Consider the following 17496-nt stretch of genomic DNA (forward strand, 5'->3'; position numbering starts at 1 on the left):
GGCCGCCCGGGGCCGCCTGGGCCCGGGCGTCACCGGTCCTGCGGGAAGGGGTCGGAGTCGGAGGGTGCGGGTTCCGCGGGCCGGGGGACGTAGCGCAGGACCGCCCACATGCTCTCGGGGCCGGCCCGCCCCGGGGCCGGTTCGCGGCAGGCGTCCAGCTCGCGCAGCAGGCCGGGGGCGTCGATGCCGGAGCCGATCAGGACGAGCTGCGTGCGCCGGGGCTCGCCCCGCCCCCAGGGGCCGGGGCCGAAGCGCAGGAAGCGGCCGACCGCGTGGACCTCGTACCGCTCCTCGTGGCCGGGCACGCCGAACCAGACGAAGCCCTTGATCCGGTAGAGCCCGGCCGGACGGCGGTCGAGGAAGTCGATGAACCGGCGCGGCGACAGGGCCTGTCCGGAGGTGAACTCGATGCTCTCGTAGAGGGTGTGGGCATGCGCGCCGTGGTCGTGGTCGTGGTCCTCGGCCTCCGCGAGCAGGTCCTCGAAGGACAGCTGCCCCCGCGTCTCGGTCCACGGCCGGCGGTCGAAGAGCAGCTCGGGGTCGATCCGCCCGTGGTCGGCGCCGATCACGGGGGTCCCCGGTGCGCAGAGCGCGGCGAGTTCCCCCTCGATCCGGGAGCGCTCGGCGGCGTCCACCCGGTCGGTCTTGTTGAGGACCACCAGGTCGGCGACGGCCAGGTGCCGGTCGGTCTCCGGGTGCGCGGTCCGGGTGGCGTCGAACTCCGCCGCGTCGACGACCTGGACCAGGCCGCCGTAGCGGACCGCCGGGTTCTCGTTGGCCATCAGCATCCGGACCATCTCCTGGGGCTCGGCGAGCCCGCTGGCCTCGATGACGATCACGTCGATGCGGTGGACGGGAGCGGCGAGCTTCTCCAGGTACGCGTCCAGCTCGCTGCCGTCGACCGCGCAGCACAGGCAGCCCCCGCCGAGGGAGACCATCGAGTCGCCGACCTGGCCGGCCACCGACATCGCATCGATCTCGATCGATCCGAAGTCGTTGACGACGACCCCGATCCGGGTGCCGCCCCGCTGGGCGAGGAGGTGGTTGAGCAGGGTGGTCTTGCCGGAGCCGAGGAATCCGGCGAGGACGACGACGGGAATGGGCTGGACGCTGTTCACCCGGACGATCGTAGTCAGGCCGGCACGGGTACCGGCTGCGGCGGAGTCGGGCCGGTGTAGCGCGCGGCCGGACGGATGATCTTCGAGTCGGCGGCCTGCTCCAGGATGTTCGCGCTCCAGCCCACCACCCGGGCCGCGCAGAAGGTCGGGGTGAACATCTCGCGCGGCAGCCCGCACAGCTCCATGACCACGCCCGCGTAGAACTCCACGTTGGTGTGCAGCTCGCGGCCCGGCTTGAGCTCGGCGAGGATCTCCTCCACCTGCCGCTCGACCTCGACGGCGAAGTCCACGAGCGGCCCGCCGAACTGCCGGGCGATGTCGCGCAACATCCGCGAGCGCGGGTCCTCGGTGCGGTACACGGGGTGCCCGAAGCCCATGATCCGGTCTCCGGCCAGGACCCGCTCCCGGATCCACGGCCCGATGCGCTCCACCGTGCCGATGGCGTCCAGGGTGTCCAGGGCCCGGCTGGGCGCCCCGCCGTGCAGCGGGCCGGAGAGGGCGCCGACCGCCCCGGTGAGGCAGGCCGCGACGTCGGCTCCGGTGGAGGCGATGACGCGGGCGGTGAAGGTGGAGGCGTTGAAGCCGTGGTCGACGGTGGAGATCAGGTACCGCTCGACGGCGCGCGCCCTGACCGGGTCGGGCTCGCTGCCGGTCAGCATCCAGAGGTAGTTGGCGGCGTACGGGAGGTCGTCGCGCGGCTCCACCGGCTCCAGGCCCTGTCCCAGCCGGTGCAGGGCGGTGAGCAGGGTCGGTACGGCGGCGCAGGCGGCGAGCGCGTCGGCGGCCCGGCGCCCGGGGTCGAGGTCGTACACCGGGCGGAAGCCGGAGCAGGCCCCGAGCAGCGAGAGCGCGGTGCGCAGCCCGGCGAGCGGCCCGGACAGGGCGGTGGCCCGGGCGAGGCCGGGGAGGGCGTCGCGGACCTCGGCGGGCAGGTACCGCAGCGGGGCGATCCTGGCGGCGAAGGCGGCCCGCTCGGCGTGGTCCGCGGGGAGCGCGCCGAGGAACATCAGCTGCCACACGTCCTCGAAGGTGCGGCTCTCGGCGAGCTCGACGGCCGAGTACTGGCGGTAGTGGTAGAAGCCCTCGAGGCCCCGGACGTCACCGAGCTGGGTCTCGGTGACGACGACTCCCGCGAGACCGCGGGGTACTTCGACGGTGGTGTTCATGGATTGACCATCCATCCTTGACTCAATCGCTGTCAATATTGAGTGAATCAATATATGTAGGCTGTCCATCATGAGCGAGAACGCCAGCGACCACCCGTCCGGGGCCGGCACCGGAACCGGCACCGAGAGACGGCTCACCACGCAGGAGGCCGCGCAGCTCCTCGGGGTGAAGCCCGCGACCGTGTACGCGTACGTCAGCCGCGGCCAGCTCGGCAGCCGCCGCGACCCGGTCGGACGGGGCAGCACCTTCGACGCGCGCGAGGTGGAGGCCCTGGCCCGGCGCAGCCGCCGGGAGGCGGCGGTCCCCGCCGGGGAGCTCTCCGTACGCACCTCGCTCACCCTCATCGAGGCCGACCGGTACTTCTTCCGCGGTGTCGACGCCGTGGAGCTGGCCTCGCGCCACCCCTACGAGGAGGTCGCCGAGTGGCTCTGGACGGGGACCCTGCCGCAGGGGGCCCGGTTCACCGCTTCCCCGGAGGCGCTCGCCGCAGCCCGGCGGGCGGTGGCCGCGCTGCCCGAGCACAGCGGGCCCCTCGACCGGCTCCGGGTCGCGGTCGCCGCCGCGGCGGTGGTGGACCCGCTGCGCTTCGACCTGTCCGAGGAGGCGGTACTGGGCTCCGCGCGCTGCCTGATCCCGACGCTGGTCGGCGCCCTGCCGGAGGTGGCCCCGGCGCCCGGGGGCGACGGGCGGCTGGCCCGGGGGCTGTGGCCCCGGCTGACCGGACAGGAGCCGGACCCGGCGGCGGTGGACGCGCTCGACCTGGCGCTGGCCCTGCTGGTCGACCACGACCTGGCCGCCTCCACCCTGGCGGTACGGGTGGCCGCCTCCGCGCGGGCCCATCCGTACGCCGTGGTCTCGGCCGGGCTCGGCGCGCTGGAGGGCCCCCTGCACGGGGCGGCCGGGCGGCTCGCGCACCGGATGCTGGCGGAGGTGCTGGAGCGGGGCGGGGCGGCGCCGGTGGTGGCGGAGCACCTGCGCGCGGGGCGGCGGGTGCCCGGGCTCGGCCACCGGCTCTACCGGGGCGAGGACCCGAGGGCGCGGGCGCTGTTCGGGCGACTGGAGGGCCTCCCGCAGGCCGCCCCGGCGCTGGGCGCGGCGCGGGAGGTGGCGGCGGTGATGGCCCGGCACGGGCTGCACGCGAACGTGGACCTGGCGCTGGCGGTGCTCACGGTGTCCTGCGGGATGACCGCCGAGGCCGGGGAGACGGTCTTCGCGGTGGCCCGGACGGCGGGCTGGATCGCGCACGCGCTGGAGGAGTACCAGGAACGCCCGCTGCGCATGCGCCCGAGCGGCCACTACACGGGCCCCCGCCCGCCCCGCCCGCTGCCCTGACGGGCCCGGCGCGCGACGACCGGGCACGCGGGGTCAGCAGGGGTTGCGCCCCTGCCCGGCGAGGGCCTGCGCCCGGGCGAAGTGCGCGCCGCCTCCGCATCACCGGCCCCGGCCCACCGCCTCCGGGTGGGCCTTCTCATAGACGGGGGAATTCCGCTTCCGCCCCCGCCGACCTACCGTGCTAGTCATGCGGTTCCTCCCCACGGGCGCTCGGCGCCTCGGGCTGCCCCGACGGGCCGTCTCGCAGATCCTGCTCACCCAGCTGGCGATCGCCGCGGGGGTCGCCGTCCTGGCCACGGGCCTCTTCCTGGCCCCCCTGAGCGGCCAGCTGGACGACCAGGCGATGCGGCGGGCCCTGGCCATCGCCCAGAGCACGGCCGCGGACCCGTCCCTGGCCGCCGACCTCCTGCGGTCGGGGCCGGCGGCGGACAGCCCCGTGCAGTCCACGGCCGAGCGGATCCGCAGCGCGACCGGGGCCGAGTACGTGGTGGTTCTCGACCTCGACGGCATCCGCCGCTCCCACCCCAGCGCCGACCGGATCGGACGGCCGGTCTCCACCGACCCGGGCGACGCCCTCGCCGGGCACGAGGTGATGGAGATCGACGAGGGCACCCTGGGCCGCTCCGCCCGCGGCAAGGTCCCCCTGGTCGCCGCCGACGGGGAGATCGTCGGCGCCGTCTCGGTCGGCATCGCCTACGACAGCGTGCGCGACCGGCTGCTCGGCGCCATCCCCGGGCTCCTCGCCTACGCGGGCGGTGCCCTGGCCGCCGGCGCGCTCGCCGCCTACCTGCTGTCCCGCCGGATCCAGCGGCAGACCCGGGACCTGGCCTTCTCCGATATCGCCGGCCTCCTCGCGGAGCGCGAGGCCATGCTCCACTCCATCCGCGAAGGCGTGATCGCCCTCGACCCCGACGACCGGGTACGGCTCGTCAACGACGAGGCCGCCCGGCTGCTGGGCCTCGCCCCGGACAGCGCGGACACCCTCGCCGGACGCCCGCTGGACGAGGTACTCGGCACGGGCCGCACCAGCGACGTCCTGACCGGGCGCGTCACCGGACGCGACCTGCTCACCGTCCAGGGCCCGCGGGTCCTGGTCGCCAACCGGATGCCCACCGCGGACGGCGGGGCCGTCGCCACCCTGCGCGACCGCACCGAGGTGGAGCACCTGGGCCGCGAGCTGGACTCCACCAAGGGCCTGATCGACGCCCTGCGCGCCCAGGACCACGAGCACGCCAACCGCCTCCACACCCTCCTCGGCCTGCTCGAACTGGGACTGCACGAGGAAGCGGCCGCCTTCGTCACCGAGGTCGTGGGCGTGCACCGCACCACGGCCGAGCAGGTCACCGAAAGGGTCCACGACCCCCTGCTGGCGGCCCTGCTGGTGGGCAAGGCCACCGTCGCCGCGGAGCGTGGCGTCGCGCTGCGCCTCGCCCCCGCCGCCCTCCTCCCCGACCGACTGGTGGACCCGGGCGGTCTCGTCACGATCCTCGGCAATCTGGTGGACAACGCCCTGGACGCGGCGGCCGGCTCGGCCGCGCCCCTGGTCGAGGTCGACATCCGCGCGGACGGGCGCACCGCCGTCCTGCGGGTGCGCGACAGCGGTCCCGGGATCCCCGCCGGCCGGCGCGAGGAGATCTTCACCGAGGGCTGGTCGACCAAGCAGCCCAAGGCCCACCGCGAGCGCGGGCTGGGCCTCGCCCTCGTACGCCGCCTCGCGGAGCGGCAGGGCGGCAGCGCCCGGGCCGGTGCAGCAGAGGACGGAGGGGCGGAGTTCTCCGTCGTACTCCCGGAGGCCCTGCGATGAACGAGACCCCGATGCACGTATTGGTCGTCGACGACGACATGCGTGTTGCCAGGATCAACGCGGCGTACGTGGCGAAGGTTCCCGGTTTCGAAGTCGCCGGCCAGACCCATTCGGCGGCCGAGGCCCTGGACTTCCTCACCGCCCGCCCGGTGGACCTGATCCTCCTCGACCACTACCTCCCGGACGGGAACGGCCTCGACCTGGTGCGCCGCCTGCGCCAGCTCGGCCACCACACCGATGTGATCATGGTCACGGCCGCCCGGGACCTGGCCACCGTCCAGGCCGCCATGCGGCTCGGCGCCCTGCAGTACCTGGTCAAACCGTTCACCTTCGCCGGTCTGCGCGCCAAGCTGGAGGCCTACGCCTCCCTGCGCCGGTCCCTCTCCGGCGGCGGCGAGGCCGAACAGGCCGAGGTCGACCGGATCTTCGGCGCCATCGCCGCGGCCGGAACTCCGAACGAACTCCCCAAGGGCCACTCCCCCACCACCGCGGAACTGGTCCGCCAGGTGCTGCGCGCGGCCGAAGGCCCCCTCTCCACCCAGCAGATCGCCGACCGCGCCGGGATCAGCCGGCAGACCGCCCAGCGCTACCTGAAACTCCTGGACCGCGCCGGCCGCGTGACCCTGGCCCTGCGCTACGGCGAGACCGGCCGCCCCGAACACCGCTACGCCTGGCGCCCGTCGGACGGCGCCTGAGCGGGCCCGCACGGGGCTCACACCGCGCCGGCCCCCGTCAGGGAGCGGACCTCCGTCTCTGCGTGCTTGCGCCGGTCCGGCTCCTCCGCGGAGGTGACGGTGCCCAGCCAGCCCGCCAGGAAGCCGAGCGGGATCGAGATGATCCCCGGGTTCTGCAGCGGGAAGTACTGGAAGTCCACGCCGGGAAAGAGGGATTCGGGGCTCCCGGAGACCACGGGCGACAGGGCGACCAGGAGCACGGCCGGGACCAGCCCCCCGTACACCGACCAGACGGCCCCCCGCGTGGTGAAACCCCGCCAGAACAGCGAGTACAGCAGCACGGGCAGGTTCGCCGAGGCCGCCACGGCGAAGGCCAGCCCCACCAGGAAGGCCACGTTCAGGTCCTGGGCGAGCAGCCCGAGGGCGATGGCCACCGCCCCGATCCCCACGGCCGCGACCCGGGCCACGGCCACCTCGCTGCGCTGCCGGGCGCGGCGGCGCCTGAGCGAGGCGTACAGATCGTGCGCGACCGAGGCCGAGGAGGCGAGCGTGATCCCGGCGACCACGGCGAGGATGGTCGCGAAGGCGATGGCGGCCACGAGCGCGAACAGCACCGCGCCCCCGGTGGACCCGGCGCCCCCGCCGAGGAAGGCCGCCAGCAGCGGCACGGCCGTGTTCCCGGAGGCGTTGGACGCCCGGACCGCGTCGGGACCGACCAGCGCGGCCGCCCCGAAGCCGAGGACGACGGTCATCAGGTAGAAGCCCCCGATCAGCGCGATCGCCCACACCACCGAGCGGCGGGCCGCCCGCGCCGTCGGCACGGTGTAGAACCGCGACAGGATGTGGGGCAGCCCCGCGGTCCCGAGGACCAGCGCGAGGCCGAGGCTCATGAAGTCGATCCGGGCGGTCCAGCCCCCGCCGTACTTGAGGCCGGGGCTCAGGAACCGGACCCCGTGTCCGCTGCGCTCGGCGGCGGCGCTGAGCAGCTGGTCGGGGTTCCCGTGGAAGCGCAGCAGGACGAGCACGGTCAGGGTGACGGCCCCGCCCATCAGCAGCACGGCCTTCACGATCTGGATCCAGGTGGTGGCCCGCATCCCGCCGAAGGTCACGTAGATGACCATCAGCGCGCCCACCCCGACCACGGTCAGGGTCCGGGCGCCGGGGCCGGAGTCCGCGAGGAGCAGACCCACCAGGCTGCCGGCCCCGACCATCTGCGCGACCAGGTAGAGCACCGAGACCACCACCGAGGAGGTCCCGGCGGCGATCCGTACGGGCCGCTCGCTCATCCGGGCGGCCACCACGTCGGCGAGGGTGAACCGCCCGCAGTTGCGGACCAGTTCGGCGACCAGGAACAGGACCACCAGCCAGGCGACGAGGAAGCCGACGGAGTAGAGCAGGCCGTCGTAGCCGAAGAGGGCGATCAGTCCGGAGATCCCCAGGAAGGAGGCGGCGGACATGTAGTCGCCGGCGATGGCGAAACCGTTCTCCATCGGGGAGAAGAGCCGCCCGCCCGCGTAGAACTCCTCGGCCGAGCCGTGCCGGTTGCGGCTGACCCAGGTGGTGATGCCGAGGGTGACCGCGATGAAGGCGCTGAAGAGGATCAGCGCGAGCGTCTGGTGCTCGGTGGTCACCGGTCCTCCCCCCGGCCCGTCCGGCTCCGGCCCCGGCCGTGTTCCTGCTCGAAGACCGTCCAGCGCAGGTCGAGCGCGGCCCGGTCCCGGCGCAGCCGGGCGTGCCGGGCGTACGCCCAGGTCAGGAGGAAGGTGCTGAGGAACTGGCCGAGGCCCGCCAGCAGGGCCACGTTGACCGCGCCGGCCACGGGCCGGGCCATGAGCCCGGGCGCCGCGGTGGCGGCGACCACGTAGGCGACGTACCAGAGGAAGAAGCCGGCGGTCGCGGGGACGACGAACCTCCGGTAGCGGCTGCGGACCTCCTGGAAGGCGGCGCTGCGCTGTACTTCCAGGTAGATGTCGGATGCGCCGGGCGCGCTCGCTCCTGCGGGGGCCGAAGGAACCGGAACCGCGTCCCCGCCCTCGCCCCAGCCCACGGCCAGCGCGTCGTACCAGGGGTCGTCCAGCCGGATCGTTCCGGCATCACGACCATCGTGCTTGTCCACCGAACTCTCCTTGTCCGCTGCCGCATTGGCCGCGTGCCCACAAGGATGTGCCGGATGGTCGGTTTCCGGACTGATGTCCCGGTGCTCTTCACCCCTTCAGGTGATGGAGCGAAGAGCACCGGTGTGCCGGAACGCAGTTTCCGCATACGTGGTACCGGCCGCAGCCGGCCGGTACCTCGGATGCGTCAGGCGTCGATGCGCGAGCGGTCCAGCGTCGCGGCGGAGCCGGTGATGAACTCCTTGCGCGGGGCCACCTCGTTGCCCATGAGCAGGTCGAAGACCTGCTCGGCGGCGTCCAGATCGCCGATGTTGATCCGCCGCAGGGTGCGGTGGCGGGGGTCCATGGTGGTCTCCGCCAGCTGGTCGGCATCCATCTCGCCGAGGCCCTTGTAGCGCTGGATGGCGTCCTTGTACCGGATGTTCTTGCGCTGGTACTCCAGCAGGGTCTGGCGCAGCTCGTTGTCCGAATACGTGTAGACGTACTTGTCCTGGCCCTTCTTCGGCTGGACCAGCTCGATCCGGTGCAGCGGCGGCACGGCCGCGAAGACCCGGCCCGCCTCGACCATCGGGCGCATGTACCGCTGGAAGAGCGTGAGCAGCAGGCAGCGGATGTGCGCGCCGTCGACATCGGCGTCGACGAGCAGGACGATCTTGCCGTAGCGGGCGGCGTCGAGGTCGAAGGTGCGGCCCGAGCCCGCTCCTATGACCTGGATGATCGCGCCGCACTCGGCGTTCTTGAGCATGTCCGAGACCGAGGACTTCTGGACGTTGAGGATCTTGCCCCGGATCGGCAGCAGCGCCTGGAACTCCGAGTTCCGGGCGAGCTTGGCCGTACCGAGGGCCGAGTCGCCCTCGACGATGAAGAGCTCGCTGCGCTCCACGTCGTCGCTGCGGCAGTCGGCCAGCTTGGCCGGCAGCGAGGAGGTCTCCAGTGCGGTCTTGCGGCGCTGCGCCTCCTTGTGCTGGCGGGCCGCGATGCGGGTCCGGGCGGCCGCGACGATCTTCTCCATCACGGCGCGGGCCTGCTGCTTGTCGTCGCGCTTGGTGGAGGTCAGGAAGGCCTTGAGCTCCTTGGCGACCACGGCGGCCACGATCCGGGTGGCCGCGGAGGTGCCGAGGACCTCCTTGGTCTGACCCTCGAACTGCGGTTCGGCGAGGCGGACGGTGACGACGGCCGTCATGCCCTCCATCGCGTCGTCCTTGACCACGTCGTCCTCGGCGACGCGCAGCAGCTTCGCCGAGCGGAGCACCTCGTTCACGGTCTTGGCGACCGAGCGCTCGAAGCCGGAGACGTGGGTGCCGCCCTTGGGGGTGGCGATGATGTTCACGAAGGACTTGGCGTTGGTCTCGTACCCCGTGCCCCAGCGCAGGGCGATGTCCACGCCCAGCTCGCGGGTGACCTCGGTGGGGGTCATGTGGCCGCGGTCGTCGAGGACCGGGACGGTCTCCTTGAAGGTGCCCGTACCGGTCAGGCGCAGCACGTCGCAGACGGCCTTGTCCTGGGCGAGGTACTCGCAGAACTCGCTGATGCCCCCGTCGAAGCGGAAGGTCTCCTCGGTCTTGCCGGCGCCGTCTATGGCCCGCTCGTCGCGGACGACGATGGTCAGGCCGGGGACGAGGAAGGCCGTCTGGCGGGCGCGCTGGTAGAGGGTCTCCAGGGAGAGCCGGGCGTCCTTGAGGAAGATCTGGCGGTCGGCCCAGTAGCGGACCCGGGTGCCGGTCTTGCCCTTGGCGATGCGCTTGACCTTGCGGAGCCCGCCCGAGGGGTCGAAGGGGCTGTCGGCGCCCTGCTCGGTGAAGAGCCCGGGGACGCCGCGGCGGAAACTGATGGCGTGCGTCGAGCTGCCCCGGTCGACCTCGACGTCCAGGCGGGCGGAGAGGGCGTTGACCACGGAGGCGCCGACGCCGTGCAGACCGCCGGAGGCCGCGTACGAGCCACCGCCGAACTTGCCGCCGGCGTGCAGCTTGGTCATGACGACCTCGACACCGGACAGGCCGGTCTTGGGCTCGACGTCCACGGGGATGCCGCGGCCGTTGTCCCGGACCTCCACGGAGGCGTCCTCGTGGAGGATCACCTCGATGTGGTCGCAGTAGCCGCCCAGGGCCTCATCGACGGAATTGTCGATGATCTCCCAGAGGCAGTGCATCAGGCCTCGGCTGTCGGTGGAGCCGATATACATGCCGGGGCGCTTGCGGACGGCCTCGAGGCCTTCGAGGACGAGCAGGTGCCGCGCGGTGTAGTTGGAGCCGTCCCGGTCTGCTCCGGACAGCAGCGCACTGGAAGGCACGGACGTGTCGGCGGTCACGCAGTTCGCTCCTCGCTGAATTTCTTTTCTGGCCCGGTCGGGCGCAGGGGTGGCTGGGTCGCCGGTCGAAGGGTACCGAGGCCTGGTAGAGCCGATGCAACGCCACCCTCGTGGGTTCCTCAGCCTAGTGCAGATCCGCACGGGTGTTCGATCCCCCGTGGGGGTGAAGCAAACATCACGTTCCCTTCCAGGCATGAACCATTTAGGGTTCGGGCACGTCCTCATGAACAACCGGCACTCACGCCGGAGGGGACGAGAACTGCTACAAGCGAACGACTGACAACGCGAAACCGTAAAGCAACGCAATACGGCTCCTTCGCCGCCAACCGGCAGCAGCCGGCCAGCTTCGGAAGGAAGTTTCGAGGAAAAGCCGCGAGCGGGAACGTTTTCGGCCTGGTTGGATGTTGACCCTGGTACGACAGCTCGTCGAGCTAGAGAAGAGGCGACGTGACTACTGTTCTGACACCCGCGACCCCGCTGACGGCCGCTGACCGATGCGACCGTTGCGGCGCCCAGGCATATCTGCGCGTCGTCCTCCTGAGCGGTGGTGAACTGCTCTTCTGCGCCCACCACGGGCGTAAGTTCGAGCCGGAACTCAAGAAGATCGCCGCGGAAATACAGGATGAGACCGAGCGGCTCACGTCCGCTCCGGCCGCTTCGGCAGCCGACACCGAGGACCGCTGACACAAGGCCTATACCTCGCATCCGACGAGCCAGGACCGGCCAGGCCGGTCGACGGGCGGCATCTCTGAGACCCAGGGACGCCGCCCGTCCTCATATCCGAGGCACATCCCCGCTCCGGACCCTCCATCCGGCCCCCGCACCCCTTTGCCGGGCCGTACGGGGGGCCTGGAGCCCCTCCGGACGCCCCGGCGGTGCTCCTAGACTCCGCCCGGCCGCGCGGAGCTCTCGGGGGCGCTCACGAAGCCGACCAGCGGGGCGATCCGCGTGTACACGCCAGGACTGTCGGCGCGCCCGCAGCCGCGGCCCCAGGACACCACCCCGATGAGCCGCCCCTGGGCCACCAGCGGCCCGCCGCTGTCGCCCTGGCAGGCGTCTTTCCCGCCCGACCGGTCGCCCGCGCACACCATGGATTCCTCCCGGTACTGCCCGTCCGAGTCTCCCGGGTACGCCCGGTGGCAGACCTCGTCCGCCAGTACGGTGACCCGGGCCGCGCGCAGCCCGTACGCGTAGTCGCCGAAGCCGCTCGTGTCGCCCCAGCCGTAGACGGCCGCCTCGGTGCCCGCCTCGTAGCCCCCGTGGCCGGGCCCGGCCATGGGGAGCACGTGGTCCGCCGGCACCGCTTCGGCCAGCTCCAGTACGGCGAGGTCCCCGGCGTTGCTCCCGGGGTCGTAGGCCGGATTCACCCGGGCCGCGCGCACCGCGATCTCGCGGCCCTCGGGCGCGCGGAGCTCCGTACGCCCGGTGATCACGCGGAGGTCGGTGACGGATTCGACCGGCCCGCCCAGGACCTGCCGGCCCAGGCAGTGGGCCGCGGTCACCACCGTGGTCGGAGCGACGACGACACCTCCGCAGAACTGCCCGTCCCGGATTCCCCCGAACCGGTCACGGCTGGCGAGGGCCACGACCCACGGGCTGTCGGCGACCTGCACCGGCTTCCCGCCTATGACGACGCTGTCCGCCGCCACCCTGGGCGCCTGGGCCAACGGCGCCGCGGCCGCTCCCGCCACCAGGGTCAGAGCGCCCGCCAGGACACGGGCGAAGGGACGACGCATGAGGCCTCCTGACTCTGAGTGTGCATGACTCCACCCAGAGTGTGATGCCCCGTGGCCGCGCGCACCTGCGCGGCCACCGTCGCACGCCCCCGCCCCCCGCCGGCCGTCTCCGCCCGGATCCGGCCGGATCAGCCGGGGGAACCGTCGAGGTCCGGTCGAAGATCAGTCCAGGTAGTCGCGCAGCACCTGCGAACGCGACGGGTGGCGCAGCTTCGACATCGTCTTGGACTCGATCTGGCGGATGCGCTCGCGGGTGACCCCGTAGACCTTGCCGATCTCGTCGAGGGTCTTGGGCTGTCCGTCGGTCAGTCCGAAGCGCATCGAGACCACGCCGGCCTCGCGCTCGCTGAGCGTGTCGAGCACCGAGTGGAGCTGCTCCTGGAGGAGCGTGAAGCTCACGGCGTCGGCCGGGACGACCGCCTCGGAGTCCTCGATGAGGTCGCCGAACTCGCTGTCGCCGTCCTCGCCGAGCGGGGTGTGCAGGGAGATCGGCTCGCGGCCGTACTTCTGGACCTCGATGACCTTCTCGGGGGTCATGTCGAGTTCCTTGGCCAGCTCCTCCGGGGTGGGCTCGCGGCCCAGGTCCTGGAGCATCTGGCGCTGCACGCGGGCCAGCTTGTTGATCACTTCGACCATGTGCACCGGGATGCGGATGGTGCGGGCCTGGTCGGCCATGGCCCGGGTGATCGCCTGCCGGATCCACCAGGTCGCGTAGGTCGAGAACTTGTAGCCCTTGGTGTAGTCGAACTTCTCGACGGCGCGGATCAGACCCAGGTTGCCCTCCTGGATCAGGTCCAGGAAGAGCATGCCGCGGCCGGTGTAGCGCTTGGCCAGCGAGACCACGAGGCGGAGGTTGGCCTCCAGCAGGTGGTTCTTGGCCCGGCGGCCGTCCTCGGCGATGATCTCCAGCTCGCGCTTGAGCTTGGGCGCCAGCTTGTCGGAGTTCGCCAGCTTGTCCTCGGCGAACAGGCCCGCCTCGATGCGCTTGGCGAGTTCGACCTCCTGCTCGGCGTTGAGCAGCGGGACCTTGCCGATCTGCTTGAGGTAGTCCTTGACGGGGTCGGCGGTGGCGCCGGCCACGACGACCTGCTGGGCGGGGGCGTCGTCCTCGTCGTCGGAGATGACGAAGCCCTTGTTCTCCCCGCCCTCTTCTTCCTCTTCGGCCTCGGCCTTCGGGGCGTCGGGGCCCTCGTCGCCGGTCTCCTCGGCGCCCTCGTCGGCGTCCTTCTTGGCGGCGGTCTTCTTGGCCGCCGTCTTCTTGGCAGCGGTCTTCTTCGCGGGTGCGGCCTTCTTGGCCGTGGCCTTCTTCGCCGCCGTCTTCTTCACGGCGGGCTCGGTTCCGGGCTCCTCGGCGAGAGCGTCAGCGGTGTCGGGGTCCGTGGTCCCCGCCTCCGCGGCGGTGTCGGCCGCTGCCGGGGCGGCCGCCGTCTTGGCCGCGACGGTCCTGGTCGCCGTCCGCTTCGCGGGAGTCTTCGCTGCGACGCTCTTGCGTGGGGTGCGCTTGGGCGACTCCGCGGCACTGACCATCAGCGTCACACCCTCTTCCTCGAGGATCTGGTTGAGGCTGCGCAGAACATTCTTCCACTGGGTCGCAGGAATCTGGTCAGCCTCGAAGGCCCGACGCACGTCATCGCCGGCGATCTGCCCCTCGGCCTTGCCCCGCTCGATGAGCGCCATCACAGACTCGGAATCGGCGATCTCCGGCGGGAGCGTACGGGATGTGCTGGCCGACACGAACAACCTCTCGGAACGATGGGAACGGCTTCCGACCCCGGCCTGGTGCTGGACCGGAGCCGACGACACCGACTGGGGATGGGCCGGGGGCGCGGGCAGGGGCCGGGGAGCTGCACAGCACCCCCAAGGGCTGCTGTCTTCCCTCCGTCGGCCATCACCTCTTAGGTCATCGCGTGACGTCGCGGAGCGTTACGCCCAATCTTCGTGGCCCGAGTCACACCTCTTCGTGGCCTGTGTCACACCCGGTGCTCACTCGTGCCCGTTTTGCGGTCGTGCGCACCTGTTCGGGGGCCCGCGAACCGCCTCGTACGCCGCTGTCGCCGGGCCCGAAGGGGACCCGGCGACCGGTGGTGCGCTCCCACGCCCCCGTGCGTCGGAGCGTCAGTGCTCGCGCGGGGCGGGGACCACGCGCTCGACCTCCGGATGCACCGTCAGGAGCTGGCGCATGGCGCTCTCGGCGCCCGCGCTGTCGCCGGAGGCGAGGGCCTCGACCATCCGCGCGTGGTGCGCCACACAGGTTTCGCCGGGGCGGTCGCAGGAGGTGACGGGGCTGCCGGAGACCTGGAGGGCGGCGGAGACGATGCCCGACAGGTGCTCGAGCATGCGGTTGCCCGCGACCTGGATCAGGAGCGCGTGGAACTCGTTGTCGGCGCGCGCGAAGGTGATCGCGTCCCCCTGGCCGAGGGCGTGACCCATGATCTCGACCATGTCGGAGAGGCGCTGCTGGACGTCCGGGCGTCCGTGGCCGGCGGCGAGGCGGGCGGCCAGCGGCTCGATCGTCCAGCGGAGCTCGTTGAGTTCGCGGCGCTGGTCGTCGCGCTGGGGGCCGAAGGCGCGCCACTCGATGATGTCGGGGTCGAGCAGGTTCCAGTCGGCGACCGGGCGGACCCGGGTGCCCACGTTGGGGCGGGCGCTGACGAGGCCCTTGGCCTCCAGGACCCTCAGCGATTCGCGGACGACGGTACGGGAGACCTCGAAGCGCTGGCCGATCTCCTCGGGGACCAGCGGCCGGTCCGCGCCGAGGTCGCCGGAGACGATCATCTGGCCGAGCTGCTGGACGAGTTGGCCGTGCAGTCCGCGGCCGCGGCTGCCGGCCGCCCGGCGGCCGACACGGCTCAACTCGACGTCGGCGCCGTCCCAGTGGGGCGGTCCGACCCGGTCGGAGCCGGAGGCCTCCGCGTAGGGGTAGCGGTCGAGTTCGCCCGGGCCGGCGAGGCCGGTGTCGGCATGGCGGGCGGCGGTCATCATGGTGTGCGCAAGGGTACTCACGAATCCTTTGTCGGCCGTGCTTCCACGACCCTTGAGGTCTTTGGTGAAAAGCACACGAAAGGGTGATCGGTGCCACCTACGCAATTGACGACTTATCGTAAAGAACCGGGCCTTTTGCGGGGAGTTGCGGTCCGCTTCGCGTGATTTCGCTTGATGTGGACTTCTCCGGTCTTCCAGGAGTCGTCTCCCGCACCGGAACGATCACCAACGGACCCGTCCGCGCAGTCCTGTGAACCCATAGGCGCACAACAGGACCATCAACGACAACACCAGTGCGGTGCCGACGGGTTGGGCCATCACCCGAAGGGCCCCCAGGACGTACCGGTCCGCCTCCGGCGGCCACGGGGACGAGGCCAGGCCGCGCAGCCGGGAGGCGACTCCGCTCACCGGGTACGCGGACGGCCCCTCCAGCGCCTTGCGCACCAGCGGTACGACCATCACCGGCACGGCGAGCACGGCGGCCAGGCCCGCGACGGCGGACCGGAAGACCCCGGAGGCGAGCACCCCGGCCCAGGCGCAGCCGACCAGCAGCCCGGCCCAACTCGCGGCCGGGGCGAGCCACTCCGCCGGGGCGCGCAGCGGGGCCGTACCGAAGACGAGCCGGAGCGCGGCGGCGTCGGCGGTGACCGCGAGGGCCCCGAGCGCGAGGGCCAGGGCGGCGCACACCCCGAGCTTGGCGGTGAGCAGCCCCAGCCGGCGCGGCACTGTGCCCCGGTCCGCGGCGAGGGCGGGGTAGCGGTACTCCTCGCCGAAGGCCAGGGCGCCCAGCAGCCCGGCGCCGAGCGCGGCGGGGGGCAGCGGGAACAGCTCCGGCCAGGCGGCGAGGACCCGGTTCTGCGGGGTGTGGCCGGCCCGCGCGAGTACGAGGGCGGTGGCGGCGGAGACGACGACGACGAGGGCGGCCGTCAGGAAGGGGGTGGCGGTGCCGAAGACGCGGCGCAGCTCGTAGCGCAGCGGGCGCAGCGGACCGCCCACGCGGCGCACCGCCGGGGCGGGGCGCCCGGAGCGGGCGCGTCGGTGCCGCCGTGCGGACCCCGGCAGCCCGGCGGGCTCGGGGGCGGATGCCGGGGCGGGTGCCGGGGCGGGCGGGGCTCCGGCGGACGGCTCGGCGCGGACCCCGGTGGTGGGGCTGGAGGTGGGACTGGTGGTGGGGCGGGGGTCGGGGTGGACTGCGGCGTCCGGGCCGGCCGCGGCACCCGGTCCGGTGCGGACCTGGGCACCGGCTTCGACCCGGGCCTCCACCCGGACCCCCGAGCCGGCCCCGGTGCGGGCCTGCGGCACGGGCGGGACGGGCGCTCCGGCGTCTCCGGTCTCGTCGGCGAGCTGGTGGACCAGTACGCCGTGCCGGAAGGCGGCCTCGCCGACCTCGGCGCAGTTGCTCCCGTACACCGAGAGCCGGCTGCCGCTCTCCTCGACGATCTCCACCACGCGGTGTGCGGCCCTGGCCTCACGGCCCAGTACGTCGGCCAGCCGGGCGGCGTGCGGGGTGCGCACGGCGACCCGCGGCCGGAGCCGGGTGCGCGCGAAGTCCGCGGCGTCCTGGTCGGCGACGAGCCGGCCCGAGGCGATGGACACGACCCGGTCCGCGCTGCGGGCGGCCTCCTTCGCGTCGTCGGTGGTGAACAGCACGGCGCCGCCGAGGGAGGCGTGTCCGCGCAGCAGCCCGTGCAGCCAGGCGCGTTCCCGGGGGGAGAGCCCGGCGGCCGGTTCGTCGAGGAGCAGGGTGCAGGGGTCGGCGAGCAGGGCCGCCGCCAGCCCGACGCGGCGGTCCATGCCGGCCGAGAGCGAGCCGAGACGCTGGTCGCGCAGGCCGCCGATACCGACGACCTCCATCATGGCGTCGGCCCGGGAGGCTGGGACGCCGACGGCGGCGCAGAGCATCCTCAGCTGGTTGCGAACCGTCCTCGAGGGATGTCCGGGGACGTCTCCGAGCAGGACGCCGACCTCCCGGCCGGGATGCGCGATGCGGTGCAGCGGGCGGCCGCGGAAGTAGGTGACGCCGCGGCCCGGTTCGAGTTCGAGCATGAGCCGCAGTGCGGTGGTCTTGCCCGAACCCGGCTCTCCGAGCAGGGCGGTCACGCACCCCGGGCGGGCCTCGAAGGTGAGGTCGTCCACGAGGGGCGGGAGATCTCGACGGGGTGTGCTGGTGAGTCCGATGGCCTGGAGCATCGCTTCTCTCGCAGGGTGTGAGACCGTTCTGCGGCAGGGTGAGTACCGCATGCAAGATAACGCGATATGTC

Annotated in this window: 13 protein-coding genes; 4 read left to right on the plus strand and 9 right to left on the minus strand. The window is 72.8% G+C overall.

Annotation, left to right across the window (positions count from 1 at the left end; all coding sequences use genetic code 11):
- Positions 1-29 precede the first annotated feature (29 nt).
- On the minus strand, positions 30-1118 hold the full coding sequence (locus OOK34_RS02670; RefSeq protein ID WP_267032250.1) for a GTP-binding protein: 1089 nt from the start codon (positions 1116-1118) through the stop codon (positions 30-32).
- Positions 1119-1132: 14 nt separating this feature from the next.
- Positions 1133-2284, minus strand: coding sequence for a citrate synthase/methylcitrate synthase (locus tag OOK34_RS02675; protein ID WP_267032251.1), 1152 nt, complete (start codon positions 2282-2284; stop codon positions 1133-1135).
- 70 nt (positions 2285-2354) lie between these two features.
- Here OOK34_RS02675 and OOK34_RS02680 point away from each other — a divergent pair, with 70 nt between their 5' ends.
- From OOK34_RS02680 to OOK34_RS02690, 3 genes are all read left to right on the plus strand, one after another.
- Complete coding sequence (locus tag OOK34_RS02680; protein WP_267032252.1) at positions 2355-3617, plus strand: citrate synthase; 1263 nt, start codon at positions 2355-2357, stop codon at positions 3615-3617.
- Positions 3618-3804: 187 nt separating this feature from the next.
- Positions 3805-5421: a sensor histidine kinase gene (locus tag OOK34_RS02685; protein WP_267032253.1), complete on the plus strand. Its 1617-nt coding sequence runs from the start codon at positions 3805-3807 to the stop codon at positions 5419-5421.
- Complete coding sequence (locus tag OOK34_RS02690; RefSeq protein WP_267032254.1) at positions 5418-6116, plus strand: response regulator; 699 nt, start codon at positions 5418-5420, stop codon at positions 6114-6116. The genes OOK34_RS02685 and OOK34_RS02690 overlap by 4 nt, the downstream gene beginning before the upstream one ends.
- A gap of 17 nt (positions 6117-6133) precedes the next feature.
- On the opposite strand, the gene OOK34_RS02695 is transcribed toward OOK34_RS02690, so the two are convergent.
- The 3 genes from OOK34_RS02695 to OOK34_RS02705 all read right to left on the minus strand — a co-directional run bounded on the left by OOK34_RS02695 (position 6134) and on the right by OOK34_RS02705 (position 10517).
- Positions 6134-7726 carry a cation acetate symporter gene (locus tag OOK34_RS02695; protein WP_267032255.1) on the minus strand — a complete coding sequence of 531 codons (1593 nt, stop codon included), beginning with the start codon at positions 7724-7726 and terminating at the stop codon, positions 6134-6136.
- On the minus strand, positions 7723-8211 hold the full coding sequence (locus OOK34_RS02700) for a DUF485 domain-containing protein (protein WP_267032256.1): 489 nt from the start codon (positions 8209-8211) through the stop codon (positions 7723-7725). Before OOK34_RS02700 ends, OOK34_RS02695 begins: the two co-directional genes overlap by 4 nt.
- A 185-nt stretch (positions 8212-8396) precedes the next feature.
- Complete coding sequence (locus OOK34_RS02705; protein ID WP_267032257.1) at positions 8397-10517, minus strand: type IIA DNA topoisomerase subunit B; 2121 nt, start codon at positions 10515-10517, stop codon at positions 8397-8399.
- 447 nt (positions 10518-10964) lie between these two features.
- Between OOK34_RS02705 and OOK34_RS02710 the strand changes: the two genes are divergently transcribed.
- On the plus strand, positions 10965-11201 hold the full coding sequence (locus OOK34_RS02710; RefSeq protein ID WP_267032258.1) for a hypothetical protein: 237 nt from the start codon (positions 10965-10967) through the stop codon (positions 11199-11201).
- A 197-nt stretch (positions 11202-11398) separates the two neighbouring features.
- Here the strand turns inward: OOK34_RS02710 and OOK34_RS02715 are convergent, their stop codons facing one another.
- From OOK34_RS02715 to OOK34_RS02730, 4 genes are all read right to left on the minus strand, one after another.
- Positions 11399-12253 carry a trypsin-like serine protease gene (locus OOK34_RS02715; protein WP_267032259.1) on the minus strand — a complete coding sequence of 285 codons (855 nt, stop codon included), beginning with the start codon at positions 12251-12253 and terminating at the stop codon, positions 11399-11401.
- Between the two features lie 162 nt (positions 12254-12415).
- The gene (locus OOK34_RS02720) at positions 12416-13987 is read right to left on the minus strand and encodes an RNA polymerase sigma factor (protein ID WP_267032260.1); all 1572 of its coding nucleotides are present in this window, start codon (positions 13985-13987) and stop codon (positions 12416-12418) included.
- Between the two features lie 381 nt (positions 13988-14368).
- Positions 14369-15256, minus strand: coding sequence for a FadR/GntR family transcriptional regulator (locus tag OOK34_RS02725; RefSeq protein ID WP_267032261.1), 888 nt, complete (start codon positions 15254-15256; stop codon positions 14369-14371).
- A 201-nt stretch (positions 15257-15457) separates the two neighbouring features.
- Positions 15458-17425 (minus strand): ABC transporter ATP-binding protein, encoded by a 1968-nt coding sequence (locus tag OOK34_RS02730; protein WP_267032262.1) that lies wholly within the window; start codon positions 17423-17425, stop codon positions 15458-15460.
- Between the last annotated feature and the right edge of the window lie 71 nt (positions 17426-17496).

Origin of the sequence: Streptomyces sp. NBC_00091 (genome assembly GCF_026343185.1) — a bacterium.
In the GTDB taxonomy this organism is placed as follows: Bacteria; Actinomycetota; Actinomycetes; order Streptomycetales; family Streptomycetaceae; genus Streptomyces.

Coding starts and splice junctions, on each gene's coding strand:
- OOK34_RS02715 (WP_267032259.1), bottom strand. CDS start 12,253: ATGCGTCGTCCCTTCGCCCGTGTCCTGGCGGGCGCTCTGACCCTGGTG.
- OOK34_RS02685 (WP_267032253.1), top strand. CDS start 3,805: ATGCGGTTCCTCCCCACGGGCGCTCGGCGCCTCGGGCTGCCCCGACGG.
- OOK34_RS02675 (WP_267032251.1), bottom strand. CDS start 2,284: ATGAACACCACCGTCGAAGTACCCCGCGGTCTCGCGGGAGTCGTCGTC.
- OOK34_RS02680 (WP_267032252.1), top strand. CDS start 2,355: ATGAGCGAGAACGCCAGCGACCACCCGTCCGGGGCCGGCACCGGAACC.
- OOK34_RS02730 (WP_267032262.1), bottom strand. CDS start 17,425: ATGCTCCAGGCCATCGGACTCACCAGCACACCCCGTCGAGATCTCCCG.
- OOK34_RS02690 (WP_267032254.1), top strand. CDS start 5,418: ATGAACGAGACCCCGATGCACGTATTGGTCGTCGACGACGACATGCGT.